The organism is Isoptericola sp. NPDC056134 (assembly GCF_042264825.1).
GTDB lineage: Bacteria > Actinomycetota > Actinomycetes > Actinomycetales > Cellulomonadaceae > Isoptericola > Isoptericola nanjingensis.
Map to the genome: position 1 here is coordinate 58325 of NZ_JBHJVM010000018.1, position 23212 is coordinate 81536.

14 protein-coding genes are annotated in these 23212 nt (G+C 74.7%); 13 read left to right on the forward strand and 1 reads right to left on the reverse strand.

Annotated features, from left to right (window positions below; all coding sequences use genetic code 11):
• Positions 1 to 126 precede the first annotated feature (126 nt).
• From ACFCZN_RS16365 to ACFCZN_RS16405, 9 genes are all read left to right on the forward strand, one after another.
• Positions 127 to 1917, forward strand: coding sequence for a metallophosphoesterase family protein (locus ACFCZN_RS16365; RefSeq protein WP_430557451.1), 1791 nt, complete (start codon positions 127 to 129; stop codon positions 1915 to 1917).
• Between the two features lie 27 nt (positions 1918 to 1944).
• The gene (locus ACFCZN_RS16370; RefSeq protein ID WP_429764095.1) at positions 1945 to 2670 is read left to right on the forward strand and encodes a metal-dependent transcriptional regulator; all 726 of its coding nucleotides are present in this window, start codon (positions 1945 to 1947) and stop codon (positions 2668 to 2670) included.
• Between the two features lie 112 nt (positions 2671 to 2782).
• Positions 2783 to 4000: an MFS transporter gene (locus ACFCZN_RS16375; protein WP_429764096.1), complete on the forward strand. Its 1218-nt coding sequence runs from the start codon at positions 2783 to 2785 to the stop codon at positions 3998 to 4000.
• A 61-nt stretch (positions 4001 to 4061) separates the two neighbouring features.
• A complete protein-coding gene (locus tag ACFCZN_RS16380) occupies positions 4062 to 4727 on the forward strand; it encodes a vitamin K epoxide reductase family protein (protein ID WP_429764097.1) in 666 nt (221 codons plus the stop codon).
• Between the two features lie 43 nt (positions 4728 to 4770).
• Positions 4771 to 7719: a leucine--tRNA ligase gene (gene leuS, locus ACFCZN_RS16385; RefSeq protein WP_430557452.1), complete on the forward strand. Its 2949-nt coding sequence runs from the start codon at positions 4771 to 4773 to the stop codon at positions 7717 to 7719.
• A gap of 1 nt (position 7720) precedes the next feature.
• Entirely contained in the window at positions 7721 to 9304 is a 1584-nt protein-coding gene (locus tag ACFCZN_RS16390; RefSeq protein ID WP_430557453.1) for a DUF3375 family protein, read from the forward strand.
• Positions 9301 to 10047 (forward strand): DUF4194 domain-containing protein, encoded by a 747-nt coding sequence (locus tag ACFCZN_RS16395; protein ID WP_429764100.1) that lies wholly within the window; start codon positions 9301 to 9303, stop codon positions 10045 to 10047. Before ACFCZN_RS16390 ends, ACFCZN_RS16395 begins: the two co-directional genes overlap by 4 nt.
• On the forward strand, positions 10044 to 13457 hold the full coding sequence (locus ACFCZN_RS16400) for an ATP-binding protein (protein WP_430557454.1): 3414 nt from the start codon (positions 10044 to 10046) through the stop codon (positions 13455 to 13457). Before ACFCZN_RS16395 ends, ACFCZN_RS16400 begins: the two co-directional genes overlap by 4 nt.
• A 56-nt stretch (positions 13458 to 13513) precedes the next feature.
• Entirely contained in the window at positions 13514 to 15985 is a 2472-nt protein-coding gene (locus tag ACFCZN_RS16405; RefSeq protein WP_429764102.1) for a glycogen/starch/alpha-glucan phosphorylase, read from the forward strand.
• A 16-nt stretch (positions 15986 to 16001) separates the two neighbouring features.
• On the opposite strand, the gene ACFCZN_RS16410 is transcribed toward ACFCZN_RS16405, so the two are convergent.
• Positions 16002 to 17837: a helicase HerA-like domain-containing protein gene (locus ACFCZN_RS16410; RefSeq protein WP_430557455.1), complete on the reverse strand. Its 1836-nt coding sequence runs from the start codon at positions 17835 to 17837 to the stop codon at positions 16002 to 16004.
• Between the two features lie 150 nt (positions 17838 to 17987).
• Between ACFCZN_RS16410 and aztD the strand changes: the two genes are divergently transcribed.
• The 4 genes from aztD to ACFCZN_RS16430 all read left to right on the forward strand — a co-directional run.
• On the forward strand, positions 17988 to 19343 hold the full coding sequence (aztD, locus tag ACFCZN_RS16415) for a zinc metallochaperone AztD (RefSeq protein WP_430557456.1): 1356 nt from the start codon (positions 17988 to 17990) through the stop codon (positions 19341 to 19343).
• A 49-nt stretch (positions 19344 to 19392) separates the two neighbouring features.
• Positions 19393 to 20283 (forward strand): DegV family protein, encoded by an 891-nt coding sequence (locus ACFCZN_RS16420; protein ID WP_430557457.1) that lies wholly within the window; start codon positions 19393 to 19395, stop codon positions 20281 to 20283.
• An 82-nt stretch (positions 20284 to 20365) separates the two neighbouring features.
• A complete protein-coding gene (locus tag ACFCZN_RS16425) occupies positions 20366 to 21526 on the forward strand; it encodes a ComEA family DNA-binding protein (protein WP_430557458.1) in 1161 nt (386 codons plus the stop codon).
• Positions 21527 to 21891: 365 nt separating this feature from the next.
• A partial coding sequence (locus ACFCZN_RS16430) for a ComEC/Rec2 family competence protein (RefSeq protein ID WP_430557459.1) occupies positions 21892 to 23212 on the forward strand: 1321 nt, incomplete at its 3' end.

Sequence of the window (23212 nt, forward strand, 5' to 3'; positions counted from 1 at the left end):
CTAAGGTCGTTCGAGTAAAACCCTGCCCCCCGGACTTCTCAGGGGGGGGGCCCCCCACCCCTCAGACGGCGGCACCCCTGGGGGGGAGGGTGGCCCCGCCGTCGTCGTTCGGCGAGGGTGGAGGCGATGAGCGACCAGCACGACGAGCCCACCCCGGCGAACACCGCTGCGGACACCTCTGCGGACACCTCTGCGGACACCTCGGCCGCTGCCATCGCGGACGCCCCGCCCGCCGCGGCCGTGGACACGGACGAGAGGCCGCCGGGCGGGCGGGGGCGCCGCGCGCGCAGGACGCCGCAGCGCTGGGTGCGCTGGACCCTCGCCGGGGTCACCGCAGCCGTCGCGTGCCTCGTCTTCGGGGTGAGCACGGCGACCGCGGAGCTCGGCTTCGGTCCCCACGAGGCCGTCTACTCCGTGACCAACGACAGCCTCGTCGTGGTCGACCTCGGCCCGCTCGGCACGCTGGAGATCGACTCGCCGCTCCCGCTCGGGCTCGGCGTGGACGTGGTGGTCAAGGAGATCCCCGCCGACCTGACGACGGTCGGCGCGGCCAACACGCTCACGGCCCTCAGCCAGGATCTCGAGAGCTACCTGCAGTTCTTCTCCAGCCCGGACGTCGCGGTACGCAGCGTCGCCCTCGCGCTGGTGGAGAACGCCCTGTGGCGCTCGCTGGGCGCCGCCGCGGCGCTGGTCGCGGTCGGGTTCGGGGTGCGCTGGATGCTGGGGCCGGGGCGCCGGCGCGAGCTCGCCGACGCGATGGCTCCCCGGACGGGCGAGATCACGGCGGGGGTGGCGGTCGTGGCCCTCGTCGTGACGACGGTGTCGTCCGGCGCGGCGGGCAGCACCGCCCAGGGGCAGCCCGCGTCGCCGGTGTTCGCCGGGACGGCGCTCGAGGGCGCGCGGATCACCGGGCGCCTCGCCGGCGTCATCGACACGTACGGCGGGCAGCTCGTCAAGCTGTACGAGGACAACGAGGAGTTCTACGCGAGCGCGGACGACGACCTGTCGGCCGCGTGGGACGCCCGGCTCGCGTCGGAGGCGGCCGCGTCCGCGACCGCGGCGGGCACCCAGTTCGCGTCCCCCGGCCCCGCCGAGCCCACCGCGCCGGTCGCGCCGCCCCGGGCCCTGCCCAGCGGCGGTCCGGAGGACGAGCCGGTCACCTTCGTCGTCATCTCCGACCTGCACTGCAACACGGGGATGACGCCGCTGATCCGCACGACGATCGAACGCTCCGGGGCCGACGTCGTGCTCAACGCGGGCGACACCACCATGAACGGCACCTCGGTGGAGAAGGTCTGCGTCGACTCGTTCGCCTCCGCCGTCCCGCGCGGCGTGCCGATGGTGGTGTCGGACGGCAACCACGACTCGCAGGTCACGTCCGACCAGGAGGCGGCGCACGGCCAGAAGATCCTGGACGGCCAGGTGCTCGACGTCGAGGGGGTGCGGATCCTCGGAGACCGGGACGCGCTCGAGACGCGCGTCGGCGTGGGCACGAACGTCGTGCGGGAGCGGACGCCGGAGCAGCAGTCGGAGGACCTCGCCGCGACCGCGTGCGAGGACCGCGACGGCGTCGACCTGCTGCTGATCCACACGCCGTCCGTGGGCCTCGACGCCCTCGAGACGGGGTGCGTGCCGTTCCAGGTGTCCGGACACACGCACAGCAGGTCCGGGCCGGAGCAGGTGGGGCAGGGCGTCCGGTACGTCAACGGGTCCACCGCCGGCGCGGCGCCGAACCAGCCGACGGTCGGGCCGCTGCACGGCACGGCCGAGATGACGGTGCTGCGGTTCGACCCCGCGACGCGGCGGATGATGGACGTGCAGGTCGTGAGCGTCACGCCCGACGGCACGGCGACGGTGGGGGAGCGCGAGCCGGTGCCCGACGTCGTGCCGCCGGCCGACGAGGCGCCCGGGCCGTAGGGACGGGCGCACGGATAGGCTCGGACCGTGCCCGAACCCACCTCACCCACCCCCGCATCGCCCCCGCAGGCCGTCGACCCGGACGAGCTCACCCCCGTCGCCCAGGACTACCTCAAGGCGGTCTGGTCGGCGCAGGAGTGGTCGGACGAGAAGGTCACCACGGGGTTGCTGGCGGACCGTCTGGGCGTGGGGCCGTCCACCGTCTCCGAGACGGTGCGCCGCCTCACGACGCAGGGTCTGCTGGGCCACGAGCCCTACGGCGGGGTCTGGCTCACCGAGCTGGGGCGGCGCTACGCGCTCGTGATGGTGCGGCGGCACCGGCTGCTGGAGACGTGGCTGGTGCGCGACCTCGGCTACGCGTGGGACGAGGTGCACGACGAGGCCGAGGTGCTGGAGCACGCGGTGTCCGACCGGCTCGTCGAGCGCATCTCCGCGCGGCTCGGCCACCCGGAGCGCGACCCGCACGGCGACCCGATCCCGTTCGCCGACGGGCGCGTGGTGCGCCCGGAGGCGGTGCCGCTGGTGGACCTCGAGGCCGGGGCCGGGGGAGTGGTCGCCCGGATCTCCGACGCCGACCCCGAGGCGCTGCGGTACCTCGCGGACCTCGGCATCGACCTGGACCTGCCGGTGCGGCTGACGTCGCGGCGGGAGTTCGCCGGGACGGTCGGCGTGGCGTGGGAGGCGGACGGGCGCGAGGTCGGCGTCGACCTCGGGCTGCTGGCGGCGTCGCGCATCTGGGTGGTGCGCGCGTAGGCTGTCCCGGTTCCCCGACGACGTGAGCGCTGGACGGCGCACCGTCGTCGACGCCTCGTCTCGAAACGATTCGAGCATCCCGGTGCCCGACCCGACTCCCGAGGAGAGGCGAGTGACCTCGACGACCACGCCCGCGAGCGGCGCCACGGCCCGCACCGGCCGCGCACCCGGCCCCGAGCACGTCGGGGCCGCGCTGTTCGCGCTCGCCGTCGGCGGGTTCACGATCGGCACCACCGAGTTCGCCACGATGGGCCTGCTGCCGCAGATCGGCGCCGACCTCGGCGTCAGCGACCCGGTCGTCGGGTACGCGATCACCGCGTACGCCGTCGGCGTCGTGGTCGGCGCGCCGCTGCTGACCGTCGCCGCCGCGCGCATGTCCCGCAAGCGGCTGCTGCTGTGCCTCATGGGCTTCTACACGGTGGCCAACGTGCTGTCGGCGGCCGCGCCAGGGATCGAGAGCCTCGTCGTGGGGCGGTTCCTCGCCGGGTTGCCGCACGGCGCGTTCTTCGGCGTCGGGGCGGCGGTCGGCGCCGCGGTGGCCGGGCCGGGGCGCCGCGGCCACGCCGTCTCGATGATGATGACCGGCCTGACGATCGCGAACGTCGTCGGGGTGCCGCTGTCCACGGCCGTGGGGCAGAACATGGGCTGGCGCGTCGCGTTCGTCGTCATGGGGGCCCTGGGCGCCGTGACGCTGCTGGGGGTCTGGCGCTTCGTCCCCGAGCACGGGCCGGTGGACTCCAGCGTCCGGCAGGAGCTGTCCACCCTGCGCAACGGCCCGCTGTGGATCTCGTTCGCGGCCGGCGCCATCGGGTTCGGCGGCCTGTTCGCCGTCTACACCTACGTCGCGCCGACCGTCACCAAGGTGGCGGGGATGTCCGAGAGCGCGGTGCCGTGGGTGCTCGCGGTCTTCGGCGTCGGCATGACCGTCGGCACGCTGCTCGGCGGCAGGCTGGTGGACCGCAACGTGCTGCGCACCGTGATCGGCGGGTTCGTCGCGACCGCGCTGTCGCTGGTGCTGTTCGCGCTGGTCGGGACGTCGCCCGTGCCCGCCGTCGTCGGGCTGTTCCTGCTGGCCGTCACCTCGCAGACCCTCGGCCTGGCGATGCAGACGCGACTGATGGACCTCTCGCCGCGGGCGCAGTCCCTCGGCGCGGCCCTGTGCCACTCCGCCCTCAACATCGGCAACGCGAGCGGCGCCTTCTTCGGGGGCCTCGTCATCGCCGCCGGCTACGGGTACCTTGCGCCGGCATGGGTGGGGCTCGCGCTCACCCTGGTGGGCCTGGCGATGGTGCTGGCGTTCGGCCGTCAGCGCGTGGCGCACTCGGGCTGACCTGCGTGGCGGCGACCGCCGGCGGGCCGGGCCCCCAGGAACGTGCGGTACGGTCGCGCCCGTGAGCCCGAGCGTGCGCGACGAGACCCACGACACCCCCGACGACGCCGCGGGGGAGGCTGCGCTCGTGCCCGGCCCGCGCGGCCTGACCGCCCGCACGTACGGCGTGCTGCTGACCGTGCTGGGCGGGGTCGGCTTCGGGGCGGCGTCGTGGCTGGCGATCGAGGAGTACCTCAAGCTGCTGGACCCGAACCGGGTGACGAGCTGCAGCTTCAACGTCTTCCTCGACTGCGGCGTCGCGATGGCGTCCTGGCAGGGCACCCTGCTCGGCTTCCCGAACCCCTACATCGGGGTCGCGGCGTTCCCCGTGGTGATCACGACCGGCGTGGTGCTGCTCGCGGGCGCCCGGCTGCCGCGGTGGTACCACCGGTCGCTGCTCGCGGTGACGGTGCTCGCCCAGCTGCTGATCTTCTTCCTCATGTGGTCGAGCTTCTACGCGCTGGTCCGGCTGTGCCCGGCCTGCATGGTCGTCTGGACGATCGTGTGGCCGCTGCTGTGGTTCCAGGTCGTGCACGCCGTGCAGGAGCGCCACCTGCCCGCGAGCGACGGGCTGCGACGCGCCGTCGTGCGCAACCGCGGACTGGTCCTGATCATCGGGTACGTCGTCGCCGTCGGCTGGCTGCTGCTGGCCGTCGGAGGGCCGCTCGTCGAGTCGTTCGGGGTGTGAAAACAGGGCCGGGGCCTGCGGCCCCGGCCGGTAGACTCGCCGGGTGAGCACGCCCGACACCGCACCCTCCCGATCCGAGGCGCCGACCGCGCCTTCCCACGAGCCCACCCACCGCTACACGCCGGCCCTCGCGCAGCAGATCGAGGAGCGCTGGCAGGACCTCTGGGAGGAGCGGGGCACCTTCTGGGCGGCCAACCCGAACGGTGCGCTCACGGACGGCGACGGCGCGCACGGCACGGGCCAGCCGTTCTTCATCATGGACATGTTCCCGTACCCCTCCGGGGCGGGGCTGCACGTCGGGCACCCGCTGGGCTACATCGCCACCGACGTCGTCGGCCGCTTCCGCATGATGTGCGGCGACAACGTGCTGCACGCGCTGGGCTACGACGCGTTCGGCCTGCCCGCCGAGCAGTACGCGGTGCAGACGGGTCAGCACCCGCGCACCACCACCGAGCAGAACATCGTCACCATGAAGCGCCAGCTGCGCCGTATGGGCCTGGCGCACGACTCGCGGCGCACGTTCGCGACGATCGACCCCGAGTACGTGCGCTGGACGCAGTGGATCTTCCTGCAGATCTTCGACTCGTGGTACGACGCCGAGGCCGACGGCGGTAAGGGCCGTGCGCGACGCATCTCCGAGCTGGAGGCCGAGTACGCCTCGGGCGAGCGCGCGCTGCCCGACGGCAGGTCGTGGGACGCGCTCTCCGACGACGAGCGGCGCGACGTGCTGGACGCGCAGCGCCTGGCCTACGTCGACGAGTCGCCCGTGAACTGGGCGCCCGGCCTGGGCACGGTGCTCGCCAACGAGGAGGTCACGGCCGACGGCCGCTCCGAGCGCGGCAACATGCCCGTCTTCCAGAAGTCCCTGCGGCAGTGGAAGATGCGGATCACCGCCTACGCGGACCGTCTGACCGACGACCTGGAGCTCATCGACTGGCCGGAGAAGGTCAAGTCGATGCAGCGCAACTGGATCGGCCGCTCCACCGGCGCGAACGTCCGGTTCGACGTCGTCGGCACCGCCGACTACGACGCGGCCGGCGCGGGCGCGCAGGTCGAGGTGTTCACCACCCGCCCGGACACGCTGTTCGGCGCGACCTTCATGGTCGTGGCGCCCGAGCACCCGCTGCTGGACGAGGTCCCCGCCGCGTGGCCCGACGGCACGCGCGACGTCTGGACCGGCGGGCACGCGACGCCCGTCGAGGCCGTCGCCGCGTACCGGCGCGAGGCCGCCGCGAAGACCGCCGTCGAGCGGCAGGCCGACGCCGGCAAGAAGACCGGCGTCTTCACCGGGCACCTGGCGATCAACCCCGTCAGCGGCGCGACGGTCCCGGTGTTCACCGCCGACTACGTGCTGATGGGCTACGGCACCGGCGCGATCATGGCGGTGCCCGGCGGCGACCAGCGCGACTTCGACTTCGCCGAGGCGTTCGAGCTGCCCGTCATCCGCACCGTCGAGCCCGCGGACGGCCTGCCGGACGACTTCGCCGGCGCGTACACGGGTGACGGCGTGGCGGTGAACTCGTCCAACGACGAGATCAGCCTGGACGGCCTGGGTGTGGCGGAGGCCAAGGAGAAGATCGTCGAGTGGCTGAGCGCCCGCGGCGCCGGCGAGGGGACGACCACGTACCGCCTGCGCGACTGGCTGTTCAGCCGGCAGCGCTACTGGGGCGAGCCGTTCCCGATCCTGTGGGACGAGAACGACCGACCGGTCGCGATCCCGGCCGACCTGCTGCCCGTCGACCTGCCCGACGTCCCGGACTACGCGCCGCGCACCTTCGAGCCCGACGACGCCGACTCGTCGCCCGAGGCCCCGCTGGGTCGCAACGACGAGTGGGTGCACGTCACCCTGGACCTGGGCGACGGGCCGAAGCGGTACCGCCGCGACACCAACACGATGCCCAACTGGGCCGGGTCGTGCTGGTACTACCTGCGCTACCTGGACCCCACGGACTCGACCGACGGCCCCGCGAAGGGCACCGCGGTCGTCGACCCGGAGCTCGAGTCGTACTGGATGGGCCCGAAGCACAACGCGACGTCCGGTCCCGCCGGTGGCGTCGACCTGTACGTCGGCGGCGTCGAGCACGCGGTGCTGCACCTGCTGTACGCGCGCTTCTGGCACAAGGTGCTGCTGGACCTGGGCTACGTGTCCTCGCTGGAGCCGTTCGGCAAGCTGTTCAACCAGGGGTACATCCAGGCGTACGCCTACACCGACGCCCGCGGCGCCTACGTGCCCGCCGGAGAGGTCGAGGGCGACGAGCAGGCCGGCTTCACGTACCGCGGCGAGCCCGTGAACCGCGAGTACGGGAAGATGGGCAAGTCCCTGAAGAACGTCGTCACGCCGGACGAGATGTACGAGCATTACGGCGCCGACACGTTCCGCGTGTACGAGATGTCGATGGGCCCGCTGGACCTGTCGCGTCCCTGGGAGACGCGCGCCGTCGTCGGCTCGCAGCGCTTCCTGCAGCGGCTGTGGCGCAACGTCGTGGACGAGGAGACGGGCGGGCTCGTCGCCACCGACGACGAGCCCGACACCGCCACGCTGCGCGCGATGCACCGGGCGATCGCGGACGTGCGGGTCGAGATGGAGCACATGCGGCCCAACACGGCGATCGCGAAGCTCATCACGTACAACAACCACCTCACCTCCCTGGACCGGGTGCCGCGCGCGGCGGTCGAGCCGCTGGTGCTGATGGTCGCGCCCATCGCCCCGCACATCGCGGAGGAGCTGTGGCAGCGGCTCGGTCACGACGGCTCGCTGGCGCGCGAGCCGTTCCCGACCGCCGACGAGCAGTACCTCGTCGAGGACACGGTGACGTGCGTCGTGCAGGTCAAGGGCAAGGTGCGCGGCCGCCTCGAGGTGGCGCCGTCCATCTCGGACGCCGATCTGGAGGCCGCCGCCCTGGCGGAGCCGAACGTGGTCCGCGCCATCGACGGTGCGCCGGTGCGCAAGGTGATCGTGCGCGCGCCGAAGCTCGTCAACATCGTCGTCTGAGTTGGCGACCGTCCGCCTCGAGGGCGCCCTGGCACGCAGCCGGGGCGCCTTCGGCACGCCCTCGCTCGCCCTCCTGCACCGCAAGGAGGGGCCGCTGGTCGTCGCCCTGCTGTCGCTGATCTTCACACCCGGTCGGGCCACCGTGCCGACCGAGCAGATGCACGTGGAGGTCGAGGACCTGCTCGCCGAGGCGCGGGCCGCCGGCCACGAGGTGCCCGACGACGCGGCCCGCGCGCTGTGCTCGCGCTGGGTGGCGGGCCGCTGGCTGGTGCGGGCGCTCGACGACGACGGTGTCGAGCAGTACCAGGTCAGCTCGCACGCGGCGGAGGCGCTCGCGTTCGTCGACCGCACGCAGGGGGCGCGGGCCCTCGTGAGCGAGTCGCGCATCCGCACGCTGCTCGTGGCCCTGGACGGGCTCGCGCGCGACGCCCGGCCCGACCGCGAGTCGCAGCAGCGGGCGCTGCGGGAGCAGGTCGCGCGCGCCCGCGACGAGATCGCCGAGGCGGAGGCCGAGCTGGCCCGGCTCGACGCCGGCGGCGCCGTGGTGCAGGCGCCCACGGACCGGCTGGTCGAGCAGTTCGACAACGTGGCCGCGCTGGTGCGCGAGCTGCCCGCCGACTTCGCCCGCGTGGCGGAGTCGATCGCCGAGCTGCAGCGCAGCATCGTCACCAGCCTGCGCCAGGACGAACGGCCCACCGGCGAGGTGCTCGGCGCCTACCTGGAGGCCTCCGACTCGCTCATGGAGCGCACGCCCGAGGGGCGCGCCTTCTCCGGGGCGATGGAGCTGCTGCGCGACCCGCAGCTGCTCGGTCAGGTCGACGAGCGGGTCCGGGCGGTGCTCGCGCACCCGTTCGCGGCGGACCTGCCGGCCGACCGCCGGGAGTCCGTGCGCGCGCTGTACTCCCAGCTCCTGGCCGCCGTCGACGGCGTGCTCGACGCGCAGGCGCGCGCCTCCCGCACCATCACGCAGCAGCTCACGGTGCACAACCCCCTGCGGGACCGCGAGCTGGACGGCGCGCTGCGCGAGGCGACCGCGGCCATGGCGGAGTGGTTCCCGACGTCGGGCCGGGCCGCGCGCGTGGAGCCGCTGCGCTGGCTGGAGCGGGCGCGCCTCGGTCGCTTCCGCGCCCAGCTGCACGACCTGCGCCCCGACACGCCGCCGGACGCGCTCGCCGATCTCGACGATCCGGGTCACGACGCCGGGGCCGCGCCCGGTGAGGTCCTGGGCGGACTGCGCGGCATGGGCGGCCCGCGCTACGAGGAGACCGGCGCCCACGCGGCCCGGGTGCTGCGCGAGCGCGGGGGCGCCACGGCGGACGAGGTGTTCGCCGCCGGACCGACCGAGCTGCGCCGCCCCGTCGAGCTGCTGGGCTACCTGGAGCTGGCGTCGCCGGACGCGCTCGACGAGGCCCTCGGTGACGACGACGGCATCGGCGACGTGCCGGCGGCCCGGCTGCGCCGCGTGACGGCCGTGCGCGCCGACGGCAGCACGCGCGACCTGGTGCTGCCGCGGGTGGGCCTCGCCGTACCCGACGACGTGCCCGACGACGCGCCCGACGACCGGACTGACGAGGAGGACGCATGACCGACACCACGACGGCGCCTGCGGAGCACGCGGCCGAGACCGACGCCGCGGCGGGCGGCGCGCCCTTCGTCGAGGTGCCCGCGCTGGCCGACGACGACGCGGCGCTGTTCGCCGGTGACACGGGCGTGCTCCCGTACGAGGCCCGTCGCGCGCTGGCGCTGGTGCTGCAGCGGCGGTACCTGTCGGCGGCCGCGCACCCCGGCGAGTGGAAGGCGCTGCTCGCGCACCAGAACGTGCTCGCCTCGCGCTGCCACGACCTGTTCGTGGAGCTCGTCGTCGATCGCGACTACGAGATCGCGTACAAGCGGCAGGTCCGGGAGGCCGGGCTGAGCATCCCGGTGCTCCTCAAGGACGAGCCGTACAAGCGGGTCGAGACGCTGCTCATGCTGTTCGCGCGCAACCGGTTCCGGCAGGAGCAGGGCGCGGGGGAGCGCGCGGCGCACGTCGACGCCGAGGAGCTGGTCGACTACGCGCTCGGCTTCCTCGCCGCGGACGAGACGAACCTGGCCGCGCGCCGGCGCGAGGTCGACAACGCGATCGCCACCCTCGTGCGCGAGCACGTGCTCGACGAGGTCGCCGAGGGCCGCTACCGCGTGCAGCCGGTCGTGGAGATCCTGCTCCCGGTGGAGCGCCTGCGAGAGCTGACCGCATGGTTGCGCTCGCCGTCGGCCGAGCCGCCCACGGCCGCCGACCACGACGACGAGACCGAGCCGGTCGACGAGGACGAGGAGTCGCGCGCATGACAATCACGAGCGACCCGGCGGAGCAGGTCGTCGCGCCGCGCATGCAGCAGTCGCTGTTCGGGCTGATCCCGACGGCGTCGGACGGTCGGCAGTGGACCGCGCGCTCGATGCAGCTGGTGAGCTGGGGTGGCTACCACGGCTACCACGAGGTGCGGTTCGCCGGCACGACGACGCTGCTCACGGGCGCGTCCGGCTCCGGCAAGTCGACCCTGCTCGACGCGTACATCGCGCTCATGATGAGTCACACGACGCCGTTCAACGGCGCGTCGAACACGGCCACCAGCGGGCGGGCGCGCGGGCAGGAGCAGCGCAACGTCGTCTCCTACGCGCGCGGCAAGCTCGACGAGGAGCGCACCGCAGGGTCGGCGCGCGCCAAGGACCGCGTGCTGCGCGGCGAGACGTCGGACACCTGGTCGGCGATCGCGATGACCTGGTCGTCCCAGGCGGGCGAGCGGTTCACGGCGCTGCGCGCCTGGTACGTGCCGCGCGGTGCGCAGCGCACGGACGAGACGGTGGCCGTGCGCGCCGTCGTCGACGCGGACTTCAGCCTGCGCGACCTCGAGCCGCTCGCGGCCCAGCGCTTCGGCAAGGCGGGGCTCACCGCGGCGGGGCTGACGTCGTTCGACACGGACAAGGCGTTCGCCACGCGCCTGCACGCCGCGCTGGGCATCGGCGCGGCGGGCGACGGTGAGAAGGCGATGCAGCTGCTCGGCCGCATCCAGGCCGGCCAGCAGATCACCACGGTCGACTCGCTCTACAAGGCGATGGTGCTCGAGGAGCCCGAGACGATCCGCGTGGCCGAGCGCGCCGTCGAGCACTTCGACGAGCTCAGCGAGGTGCGCGCCGAGATGGACACGGCGCAGCGGCAGGTGGACGTGCTGCGCCCGATGCTGGAGCACCGCGCGGCGGTCGACGACGCCGTCGCGTCCGCGCGGCTCGTGGACGCCCTCGGGCCCGACGGCGGCGCTGGTGGAGGCGGGCCCGGGGCGGTCACGCCGTTCACGGCGTGGCGCGACCGCACCCAGCTCGACCTGCTGCGCGCGGGCGAGGCGGAGAACCGGGCCCAGCACAAGGCAGCGGCCGAGCGGGTCGCCGTGTCCGAGGAACGGCTCGCCGCCGCGCAGGGCGAGCTCGAGCAGGTGCGTGCCGACCAGCGCCGCAACGGTGGCGACGCCATCGAGGCCGCGGAGCGCGACGTGCGCGCGGCCGAGCAGCGGCTGGCCGAGACCCGGCGCGCCCGCGCCGAGCTGGACGGCCACCTGGCGCCGCTGGAGCGGGAGGCCTCGTCGCGCCGGGAGCTGGACGCCCTGCACGCCGACGCCCGCCGGTACCTCGACGAGCGCGACACCCACACGGACGCGTTGTCGGAGGCGGTGGTCGAGGCCTCCGCGCGCGAGAAGGAGGCGATGCGTGCCCTGGCCGAGCTCGAGCGCGAGGAGGCGTCCCTCAAGGCGCGCCGCGGCAACGTGCCGCGCGAGCTGCACGAGGCGCGCGAGGCGCTCGCACGGGCCGCCGGCCTGCGCCCCGACGACGTGCCGTTCGTGGGCGAGCTGCTCGAGGTGCGCGGGGAGTACGAGCCGTGGCGCGACGCGATCGGCCTGGCGCTCGGAGGCTTCGCCGTCACGGTCCTCGTCGACGAGACGCGCCTGGACGCGTTCCGCGCCGCGATCGACGCCGTCCGCTCGCCGGTGCGCGTGCGGTTCGAGGGAGTGCCCACCGGGCAGGCGCTGCACGAGGAAGCTGACCGGACCCTCCTCCCGGGGAGGCTGGAGGTCAAGGCCGGGCCGTTCGGCGGCTGGCTCGCGGGGCGCCTCGCGGAGTGGTTCGCCTACGTGTGCGTGGACGACCCCACGGAGCTCGCCCGGCACGACCTGGCGCTCGCCCGGTCCGGGCAGACGTCGGAGGGGCGCCGGGGCGCGCACGGCGGCCAGGGCCGGGCGTCCGTGCTGGGGTTCAGCAACCACCGGCGCCTCGAGCAGCTCGCGGAGCAGATCGCCGCGGCGCACCAGGAGCTGCGCCAGGCCTCGGAGGCGCTCGCCGGCGCCCGGCTGCGGCAGAAGGGCGAGGCCGACCACTTCGTCGCGTACAGCCACGCGCTGCGGGCCGCCTGGGACGACCTCGACGTGCGGGGGGCGGAGGCCCGGCTCGGCGAGCGGCAGGAGCGGCACGAGGCGCTGGTCGCGGGCTCGGACGTGCTGCGCGCGCTCAAGGCGGACGAGGACGCCCTGCGCGCCCGCGTCGACGAGCTGTACCGGGAGCGGGCCGCTGCGCAGCAGCGCGTCACCGAGCTCGGCGCGGCGTGGGAGCAGCTCAGCGACCAGGTGGACCAGGTCGCGGACGCCGTCGAGCGTGCCGACGACGAGGGCGTCGAGCCCACGCCGGAGCAGGAGCGGCGCCTGGCCGGTCTGATGGCGCAGGTCGGCTGGTCGGGGGTGGCGGGCACCTCGGGCAGCGGCCTGGCGGACCTCACCACGGCCGTGGCCGCCGTCGTGCGCGAGCTGCACCACCAGCGCGAGTCGGCGCAGGAGACGGAGCGTGCCGCACGCGCGGCCCTCGCCGCCCTCTTCGAGCGGTTCAACGACACCTGGCCCGACCCGAACCGCAGCGCCGACCCCGACGGCGCGTACGCCGACTTCCTGCGGATCTACGAGGAGCTGGAGTACCAGCAGCTGTACCGGCTGCGCGACAGGTGGTCGGCGCACCTGCGCCAGATGTCCGGCGACCAGCTCACGCGGCTCAACAACGGCATCGCGCAGGCGGTGGCGGAGATCCGTGACCGCATGGAGCCCGTCAACGCGATCCTCGCCACGCTCCCGTTCCGCGACGACGCGCACCGGCTGCGCATCACCGCCACCCCGGTCGAGGCCTCCGACGTCGTCTCGTTCCGGCGCCGGCTGCGCGAGCTCGCCACCGCCCCGGCGGGCGACGTCCCCCTCGCCGAGCACGAGCGCCGGTACGAGCGGATGCGCAGGCTGATCGACCGCATCCGTCCCGACAGCCCCGAGCGCCGGCGCCTGGTGGACGTGCGCGAGCACGTGCGGGTCAGCGCCGAGTGCGTGGACCTCGAGGGCAACCACGTGAGCGTCTACGACCACATCGCCGGCAAGTCCGGTGGCGAGTCGCAGGAGCTCGTCGCGTTCATCGTCGGCGCCGCCCTGCGCTACCAGCTCGGCGACGCCGGGGCCGAGCGCCCCCGGTACGCGCCGGTCTTCCTCGACGAGGCGTTCATCAAGGCCGACGCCCGGTTCGCCGGCCGTGCCGTGGGCGCGTGGCGCGGGCTGGGCTTCCAGCTCGTCGTGGGCGCGCCGCTGGACAAGGTCAGCGCGCTGGAGCCGCACGCCGACGTCGTGCTGCAGGCGATCAAGGACGCGACCGGCCGGTCGCGGCTGGTGACGCTCGTGGGGGAGTGACGGACGGGTCGGTGTCGGGCCGAGCCGACCGCACCCGGGCTGTGTACTGTCGTGACGTGACCGAGACCACGCCTCTGATCACCAGCCCGGAGCCGACCGTCGAGGGGTTCGTGCGCGAGTACCTGCACGAGCTGAACTTCAGCCAGGGCACGATCCTGGAACGGGCGACGGACAACGACCGGTACCTCGCGCTCGCGCGCACGGTGCGGCACTACCTGATGTCGCGGTGGATGCAGACCACGGTGAGCCAGTACCGCACGCAGGCGAAGGCGGTGGCCTACCTGTCGGCGGAGTACCTCCTGGGCCGCCAGCTCGACAACGCGCTCATCGCGACCGGGCTGGAGGAGGTCGCCGCCGAGGCGCTCGCGAGCCTGGGGCTCGACCTCGACGAGCTGCGCGAGGTGGAGGTGGAGCCCGGCCTCGGCAACGGCGGGCTCGGCCGGCTGGCGGCCTGCTTCGTCGACTCGCTGGCGACGATGAGCGTGCCCGCGATCGGGTACGGCATCCGGTACGAGTACGGCATCTTCCGGCAGACGTTCTCGGACGGCCGCCAGGTGGAGGAGCCGGACACCTGGCTCGACAACGGCGACCCGTGGGAGTTCGCCCACCCCGAGCACGAGGTCACGGTCGGCTTCGGCGGGCACACGGAGAGGTACACGGACGACGACGGCCGCGAGCGCTCGCGCTGGGTGCCGGGCTGGCAGGTGCTGGGCGTCCCGTACAACTCGATGGTGCCGGGCTACCGGAACGGGCGCGTCAACACGCTCCGGCTGTGGAGCGCGCGCGCCACCCACGCGTTCGACCTCAAGATCTTCAACTACGGCGACTACGCCGAGGCCGTGCGCTCCCAGACGTTCGCCGAGAACATCTCCAAGGTGCTCTACCCGGAGGACTCCACGCCGCAGGGCAAGGAGCTGCGGCTGCAGCAGCAGTACTTCTTCGTGGCCTGCTCGATCCGCGACTTCCTCGACCAGCTGCTGCCGCCGGACTTCGACCTGCACGACCTGCCCGAGCGCATCGTGTTCCAGCTCAACGACACCCACCCCGTCATCGCGATCCCGGAGCTCATGCGGATCCTGGTGGACGAGCGCGGCTTCGAGTGGGACGACGCCTGGCAGGTGACGCAGCGCTGCTTCGCCTACACGTGCCACACGCTGCTGCCGGAGGCGTTGGAGGTATGGCCGGTCGAGCTGGTCGGGCGGCTGCTGCCCCGGCACCTGGAGATCATCTACCGCATCAACGACGAGTTCCTCGCCCAGGTGCGCGAGCGCTCGGGCGGGAACGAGCTGCTGGTGCGGCGCATGTCGATCATCGCCGAGCACCCCGAGCGGTCGGTGCGGATGGCGTTCCTCGCGACGGTCGGCGGGTCGAAGGTGAACGGCGTCGCCGAGCTGCACTCGCAGCTGCTGCGCGACAAGGTGCTCGCCGACTTCGCCGACTTCTGGCCGGAGAAGTTCACGAACGTCACCAACGGCGTCACCCCGCGCCGGTTCGTGAAGCTGGCGAACCCGGGGCTGTCGGGGCTCGTCACGGAGGCCATCGGCGACGGCTGGGTCACCGACCTCGACCGGCTGCGCGAGCTCGAGCCCTTCGCCGACGACGCCGAGTTCCGCCGCCGGTTCCGGGAGGTCAAGGCCGCGAACAAGGACCGGCTGGTCTCCTTCCTCGCGGCGCGCGACGGCATCACGATCGACCCGGGCACGATGCTCGACGTCATGGTCAAGAGGCTGCACGAGTACAAGCGCCAGCTGCTCAAGCTGCTGCACGTCGTGACGCTCTACGACCGCATCACGTCCGGGGAGCTGGAGCTCGGCGACGTGACGCCGCGCACCGTCGTCTTCGGCGCGAAGGCCGCCCCCGGCTACGTGATGGCGAAGGAGATCATCGCGCTCATCAACCACGTGGGCGCCGTGGTCGCGGCCCACCCCGACGTGTCCCGGGTACTGCGCATCGCGTTCCCGGCGAACTACAACGTCACGGTCGCCGAGACCCTGATCCCGGCGGCCGACCTGTCGGAGCAGATCTCGCTGGCCGGCAAGGAGGCGTCCGGCACCGGGAACATGAAGTTCGCGCTCAACGGCGCGCTCACCATCGGCACCGACGACGGCGCGAACGTCGAGATCCGGAAGCTCGTCGGCGACGAGAACTTCTTCCTGTTCGGCCTGACGGAGCCGGAGGCGAGCGCCGTCGCGGAGGCCGGCTACCGGCCCTCGACGTACTACGAGGAGAACTCGTCGCTGCGCCGGGCCCTGGACCTGGTCGCGCGCGGCACGTTCTCCGGCGGCGACGCCTCGGTCTTCGAGCCGATCGTGTCCAACCTGCTCACCGAGGACCGCTTCATGGTGCTCGCGGACTACCAGGCGTACCTCGACGCGCAGGAGCGGGTGGAGCGCGCGTACGCGGACCCGGACGCCTGGAGCCGGTCGGCCGTGCTCAACGTGGCGCGCTCGGGCTTCTTCTCCTCGGACCGCTCCGTACGCGACTACCTCGACCGCATCTGGCACGCCGCGCCCCTGACGGCCGACTGACCGCCGACCCGGAGGGTCAGCGCCGGCGGCGGGTGCCGAAGACGGTGCGGGTGATCTCGCGGGCCAGGGTCGTGCCCACGCTGGTGAGGATGGCGTCCATCGGGCTGCGCGAGCTGCCGCGCGACGTCGAGCCCGACCGCGGGGCCTGCTGCGCCTTCCGGGCGTCGGCCTCCGCCTGCTTGCGCGACTGTGCGGCCTCCTTCTCGAGCTCGGCGGCGCGCTCGGTCGCCTCGCGGGTGGCGGCGTCCTGCGCGGCGCGGGCCTGCAGCAGCTCGTACGCGGACTCGCGGTCGACGGCGGCGCCGTAGCGCGCCTGCCCGGGCGACGCCGCGACGGCCGCGTCCAGGACCTGCTGCGGCGCCGGGTCCATCGAGGCCTGGGGTGCGCGCACGCGCGTCCACGCGACCGGGGTGGGGGCGCCCTTCTCGTCGAGCAGGGTGACGACGGCCTCGCCGGTGCCGAGCGACTGCAGCAGCCGCTCGAGGTCGTACGGCGAGGTGGGGAAGGTGCGGGCCGCTGCCCGCAGGGCCTTCGCGTCGTCGGGCGTGAAGGCGCGCAGCGCGTGCTGCACGCGGTTGCCGAGCTGGGCGAGCACGTCGGCGGGCACGTCCTTGGGGGACTGGGTGACGAAGAAGACGCCGACGCCCTTGCTGCGGATGAGGCGCACCGTCTGGACCACCTGCTGGAGGAAGTCCTTGGAGGCGCCCGTGAACAGCAGGTGCGCCTCGTCGAAGAAGAAGACGAGGCGCGGCTTGTCCGGGTCGCCCACCTCGGGCAGCTCCTGGAACAGCTCCGCCAGCAGCCACATGAGGAACGTGGAGAACAGCGCAGGGCGGTCCTGCACGCCGGGCAGCTCGAGGGCGGAGATCAGCCCGCGCCCGTCCGCGGACGTGCGCAGCAGGTCGGCGGTCTCGAACGCCGGCTCACCGAAGAACACGTCGCCGCCCTGCGCCTGCAGCCCCACGATCTCGCGCAGGATGACGCCGGCCGTGGCGGCCGAGACGCCGCCGATGCCCTTGAGCTCCTGCTTGCCCTCGTCGGAGGTGAGGTAGGCGATGGTGGCCTGCAGGTCCTTGAGGTCGAGCAGGGCGAGCTGCCGCGTGTCGGCCCAGTGGAAGATCAGCTCCAGGCTGGAGGACTGCGTCGCGTTGAGGCCGAGCACCTTGCTCAGCAGCAGCGGGCCGAAGTCGGTGACGGTCGTGCGGATCGGCACGCCCGTGCCCAGGCCGCCGAGCGAGTAGAACTCCACGGGGTACGACGTCGGCGCCCAGGTCTGGCCGATGCTCGCCGCCCGCTCGGCGACCTTCGGGCTGTCCGGCCCTTCGACGGCCAGCCCGGACAGGTCGCCCTTGATGTCGGCGAGGAACACCGGGACGCCCTGCGCCGACAGGCCCTCCGCCATGCCCTGCAGGGTCTTCGTCTTGCCGGTGCCCGTGGCGCCCGCGACCAGCCCGTGGCGGTTGAGCGTCGCGAGCGGGAAGCCCACCTGCACCGTCGCGTCCGGCACCGGGTCGCCGCCCAGCGGGCCGGACAGCAGGGCCCCGAGCGGCAGCGTCGGGGCGTCGGAGGCGTAGCCCGCGCGCACCTCGTCGGCGTACGACGGCGGTGCCGCGGGCTCGGCGTCGTCCGCAGGCTTGGCGTCGTCCGCAGGCTTGGCGTCGCCCGCAGGCTCGGCGTCGGTCGCGACCGGGCGACTCGTATCGGGGGCGGGTGCGGCGGCGGCCTCCGCCGCTTCGAGCGCCGCCTGGGCGGCCGCTGCCTTCGCCTCCGCCGCCTCGGCGGCGGCCTGCGCCGCGGCCGCTCGCAGTGCGGCGAGGTCGGCGTCGTCGGTGGGCGGTGTCCCCTCGGCCATGGCCCGCACGCTAGCGCGGCAGGGGAGCGGGTGCGCGACGAGGAGCACGCACGAGGTTGAGAACGGTTCTCACATCTGCTTCACTACTCGGGCACATGGGAATCGTTCTCATGTGGCTTCTTCGTGCTGCCCCGACCTGGAGAGAGACGCATGCCTGCTGCCCTCACCCGCACCACCCGCCCCGCCCGCCGGGGCCGACAGTCCGCCGCGGGCCTCCTCGCCCTCGCGGTTCCGCTCGCGCTGGCGGGCTGCGCGTCCGCGGACCCGGCCGACGGCGCCGGGTCGGCGGGGTCCTCCGCCGAGCCCTCCAGCGCGGAGACCGCCCAGGCCACCGAGGCCGCCGCCGCGACCGCACGCATCGCGCTCACCTACGACGGTGGCGTGGTCGTCCTCGACGCTCAGACGCTGGAGCAGGTCGCCGACCTGCCGCTCGAGGGCTTCACGCGCCTCAACCCCGCCGGCGACGGCCGCCACCTGCTGGCCTCCACCACCGGCGGGTTCCGCGCCCTGGATCTCGGCGCATGGGCGGAGGCGCACGGCGACCACCACCACTACTGGACGTCCGAGCCGCGCCTCACCGACGTCACCTACGCCGCCGAGGAGCCCGGCCACGTCGTCGTGCACGGCGGCCGCACGGTCCTGTTCGACGACGGGACCGGCCAGGTCCGCGTGCTCGACTCCGCCCACGTCGCCGAGGGCGAGGCCCCCGCGCGGGAGCTCACGACGCCGTCGGCGCACCACGGCGTCGCGGTCGAGCTCGGGGACGACTCGCTCCTCGTCACCGAGGGCACCGAGGAGTCGCGCTCCGGCGTGCGCGTCCTGGACGCCGACGACCAGGAGATCGCGGTGAGCGACGACTGCCCGGGCGTGCACGGCGAGGCGGTCGCGGCCGACGAGGCCGTCGTCGTGGGCTGCGAGGACGGCGTCCTCGTCTACGCGGACGGCAAGCTCACCAAGGTGCAGGCGCCCGACGCCTACGGCCGCATCGGCAACCAGGCCGGCTCCGAGGAGTCGCCCGTCGTGCTCGGCGACTACAAGACCGACCCCGACGCCGAGCTGGAGCGGCCCACGCGCGTCTCGCTCGTCGACACGCGCAGCGGGGACCTGTCGCTGGTCGACCTGCCCTCGAGCTACACGTTCCGGTCCCTGGCCCGCGGTGCCGACGGCGAGGCGCTCGTGCTGGGTACCGACGGCTCGCTGCACGTCATCGACCCGGAGAGCGGAAAGCTCACGACCTCGATCCCGGTGATCGACGCCTGGGAGGAGCCCGCCGAGTGGCAGGAGCCGCGCCCCGCGGTGCTCGCGCTGGACGGGTCCGTGTACGTCACCGACCCGGCGACGAAGTCCGTGCACGCGGTGGACGTGGAGTCCGGCGAGGTCTGGAAGTCCGTCCAGCTGGACGTCGCGCCGAACGAGATCTCCGGCGTCTCGGGCGACGTGGAGGCGAGCGGCACCGACGAGCACGACCACGAGGCGCACGACGACGAGGCGCACGACCACGAGTGACGGCCGCGCCGCCCGGGTCGTCCCGGGCGGCGTCGGTAGACTCCCGCCGATGCCCTCCGATCTCCCTCTCGAGCGTGGCGCGGTCCGCGTCGTCACCGACTCGACCGCCTGCCTGCCCGCCACGGACGACGGCGTCCTCGCGCCCGTCGTCGTCCCGCTGCTCGTCGTGGCGGGGGAGGAGTCGTGGCGCGAGGGCGTGGACGTCACACCCGAGGAGGTGGCCGCGCGCATCGCCGCCGGCGAGCGGCTGAGCACCTCGCAGCCCACGCCGGCCGAGTTCGCCGGCGTCTACCGCGACCTCGCCGCCGACGGCGCGCGGGCGGTCGTGGGCGTCCACCTGTCGGGGGCGCTGTCCGGCACCGTCGAGGTCGCCGCGAGCGCCGGGCAGCGCGCCATGATCCCGGTGCAGGCGGTCGACTCCCGGACGGTCGCGATGGCCCTCGGGTTCGCGGCGCTGGAGGCGGCACGGTGCGCCGCCGAGGGCCACGACGCCGCGACGGTCGCCGCCCGCGCGCGGCAGGTCGCGGGGTCGAGCACGACCGTGTTCCTCGTCGACTCGCTCGACCACCTGCGCCGCGGCGGGCGGCTGTCCGCCCCGGCGGCCGCGCTCGGTACGGCCCTCGGCGTGCGGCCCATCCTCGGCATGCGCGACGGTGCGATCGAGATGACGCAGCGCGTCCGGACGCGTCGGGCGGCGACCGACCGGCTGGTGGAGGTCGCGGTGCGGCGCGCCGAGACGTGCGAGCGACCGGGCGTGGCCGTGCACCACCTGGGCGTGCCCGAGCGGGCCGACGAGCTCGCGGCGCGGCTGGCCGCGGAGACCGGGGCCGAGCCGGTCGTGACGCCGGTGAGCGCGGTGCTCGGCGCGCACGTCGGGACGGGCGCTCTCGCCGTCGTCGTCGCCGAGCTGGGCGGACGCCCCTGCGGCGCAGTGCCCTGAGGAGGCTGCCCCCAGGCGCGTGCCGTCCACAGGTCACCGCGTGCGGCGGCCGCCTGGAGGTCGGTGACCCTAGCGTCGCGGCGTGACCACCACGCTGCCCCACGACCATGACGGAGCCGACGCCCCGCCACCGGCCGCCGTCGCGCCGCCTGGCACCGCGCCGCCTCCCACCCGTGCTCCGGAGGCGGGCGACGACTGGCGGGGCAGCTCCGAGCCGGAGCCGGACCGGGCTCTCGGCGAGGCCGCCGCACGGCTGCGTGCCTGGCACGCCCTGCGCGAGGGCGCCGGCGGTGACCGCGGTCACGACGCTGGTCACGACCCTGGTCACGACGCGTGGGCGGGCCCCCTCGGCGAGTCTCCGGTCGGCCCGGCGTCGTGGGGCGCGACGGGCGACGATGACGAGCTCGCCGACCGCCTGCGCGCCCGCCGATCGGCGCGGCACGTCGCCGCCGCGTACACGGCGGCGCACGGGCACCCCGTCGACGGGCACGACGACGGCGGAGGTCCGCGCCGCTGGTCGATCGGGCTGCGGGCGGCCGTCGTGGCCTCCGTCGCCGTCCTGCTCGTGGCCGTCGTCGCCGCGGTGGTCGCGACCGCACGGCCCGACGACGTGATCACCCTCGCCGATGCGAACGCGCCGTCCGGCGCCTCCGCCGGTCCGTCGCAACCGTCCGCCGGCCCGACCACCGGGACCGACGGGGCAGCAGGCGCGGCAGCCGACACAGCAGGGTCGGGTGACCTCGACGGGGGAGGCGTGCCCGCGACTCCCGAGACGCCGGCGCCGGGCACCGTGGTCGTCCACGTCGTGGGCGAGGTGCGCGAGCCCGGCCTGGTCACGGTCCCGTCGGGCGCCCGGGTGGCGGACGCCGTGGCGGCCGCGGGCGGCACGACCCGCCGCGCCGACGCCGCCGCGCTCAACCTGGCGCGGGCGGTCGTCGACGGCGAGCAGATCCGCGTGCCGAGGCCAGGGGAGCAGGTCGCGTCGGCAGGAGGCGCGCCCGACGGCGCCGGCGAGGACGGGACCGGAGGCGGGTCCGACGCGTCGGCGGGTGGTGCCGTGAACCTCAACTCCGCGGGGGCGGCGGACCTCGAGGAGCTGCCCGGCATCGGCCCCGCGCTGGCCGAGCGGATCGTCGCGTGGCGCGACGAGAACGGGCCGTTCACCAGCGTCGACGAGCTCGACGAGGTGTCCGGGATCGGACCGTCCGTCCTCGGACAGGTCCGCGACCTGGTCACGCTGTGACGCCGCCCGTCCGGTCGGACGCCCCCGGCGGGCCTGCCGACGCGGTCCCGTTGCCGGCATCCGTCCCGGCGACCGGGCCGGCCGCGCGACGGACCGACCCGGCGTCGCCACCGACGCGGCGTGTCGACCTGCGTCTCGTGCCGGCCGCCCTGGTGTCGTGGGCCGCCGCCTGGGCGTTCACGGGGCCGATGCTGGGCTGGGCCCGGACGGTGGCTGTGGGGGCGGCCCTCGCCGCTGTCGTCGCAGGGGCTGCGGTCGTCGCGGCGCGTCCCGCCCGGTGGGCGCCGTCGGACCCGTGGCGGTCGCGGAGCCCCGGGCGGAGCGAGGCCGAGCCCACTGGGGCGGGCCGGCGCCGGCGGGGCGGCGTGAGGTCCGCCGGTCTGCACGTCGTCGTCGCGCTGGCCTGCCTCGCTGCGGTGTCGCTCGGGGCGCACGCCCAGGTGGCACGGCAGGCGCCCCTGCGGTCGCTGGTCGGGCAGGGCGCGCACGCCGAGCTGGTCGGTCGCGTCGTGTCGGAGCCGCGGCCCGCCGCGTTCGGCGACGGCGAGCGCTGGCAGGTGGCCGTGCGGCAGGTGACGGCGCGCGGGATCGCGTCGTCCGCCGCGGGGCTCGTCGAGGTCACCGCGGACGGAGCGGCCCCACGCTACGGGGCGACCGTCGCGGTCTCCGGGGTGCTGCGCCCCGTCGACGCGGGTGACGGCCCGCTCGCCAGGCTGACGGCGTCGGGGCCCGCGGCCGAGCGTGCGCCGCCGACGGCCCTGCTGCGGGCGACGCACACGATGCGGTCGGCGCTCCTGGACGTCACCGACCCCCTGTCCGCCCAGGCCCGTGGGCTGGTGCCAGGTGTCGCCGTCGGCGACACGAGCCGCGTGCCCGACGCCGTCGACGAGGCGATGCGGGTCACGAGCCTCACCCACGTCACCGCGGTCTCCGGGGGGCACTTCGCGATCGTGGTCGCCGCGCTCACCGCCCTGTGCGCGCTGGCGCGGGCCCCGCGCGCCGTGCGCGTCGGCGTCGTCGCGGTCGCCGCGACGGCGTTCGTCCTGCTCGTCCGGCCCGAACCCAGCGTGCTCCGGGCCGCGTGGACGTGCGCAGCCGCGCTCCTCGCGCTGGCGCTGGGACGGCCGTCCTCGGGCGCGCCGGCCCTCGCCGCGGCGGTGACGGTGCTGCTCGTCGTCGACCCGTGGCTCGCGCGGTCCTACGGCTTCGTCCTGTCGTGCGCGGCGACGGCCGGCCTCGTGCTCCTGGCTGGACCGCTCGCCCGCCGGCTCGCGCCGTGGACCGGCCGTCCGCTCGCGTTCGCGCTCGCGGTCCCGTGGGCCGCCCAGGCCGCGTGCGGGCCGGTGCTGCTCCTGCTCGACCCGCACGTGCCGCTGATGTCCGTGCCGGCGAACCTGCTCGCGACCCCCGCGCTGGTGCCGGCCACCGTGCTCGGGCTCATGGCCACGCTGATCGCCCCGTGGGCGCCCGGGGTCGCCCTGCCCGTCGCGTGGCTGGCGGGCCTGTCGACGGGGTGGATCGCGGGCGTGGCCCAGTCCTTCGCCGCCGTGCCGGGCGGCCGCCTGCCCTGGCCCGCCGGGCCGCTCGGGGTGGCGGCGCTGACGCTCCTCACGGTCGCGGCCCTCGCGCTCGTGCTGCGTCGGCCGCCCGGCGAAGGCTGGCGGCGCGAGTGGCGGGAGGCCGCCC

Bases quoted from the DNA above. Each gene is read 5' to 3' on its own strand.
- ACFCZN_RS16365 (WP_430557451.1), top strand. From the start codon at position 127: ATGAGCGACCAGCACGACGAGCCCACCCCGGCGAACACCGCTGCGGAC.
- ACFCZN_RS16395 (WP_429764100.1), top strand. From the start codon at position 9,301: ATGACCGACACCACGACGGCGCCTGCGGAGCACGCGGCCGAGACCGAC.
- ACFCZN_RS16400 (WP_430557454.1), top strand. From the start codon at position 10,044: ATGACAATCACGAGCGACCCGGCGGAGCAGGTCGTCGCGCCGCGCATG.
- ACFCZN_RS16410 (WP_430557455.1), bottom strand. From the start codon at position 17,837: ATGGCCGAGGGGACACCGCCCACCGACGACGCCGACCTCGCCGCACTG.
- aztD (WP_430557456.1), top strand. From the start codon at position 17,988: ATGCCTGCTGCCCTCACCCGCACCACCCGCCCCGCCCGCCGGGGCCGA.
- ACFCZN_RS16420 (WP_430557457.1), top strand. From the start codon at position 19,393: ATGCCCTCCGATCTCCCTCTCGAGCGTGGCGCGGTCCGCGTCGTCACC.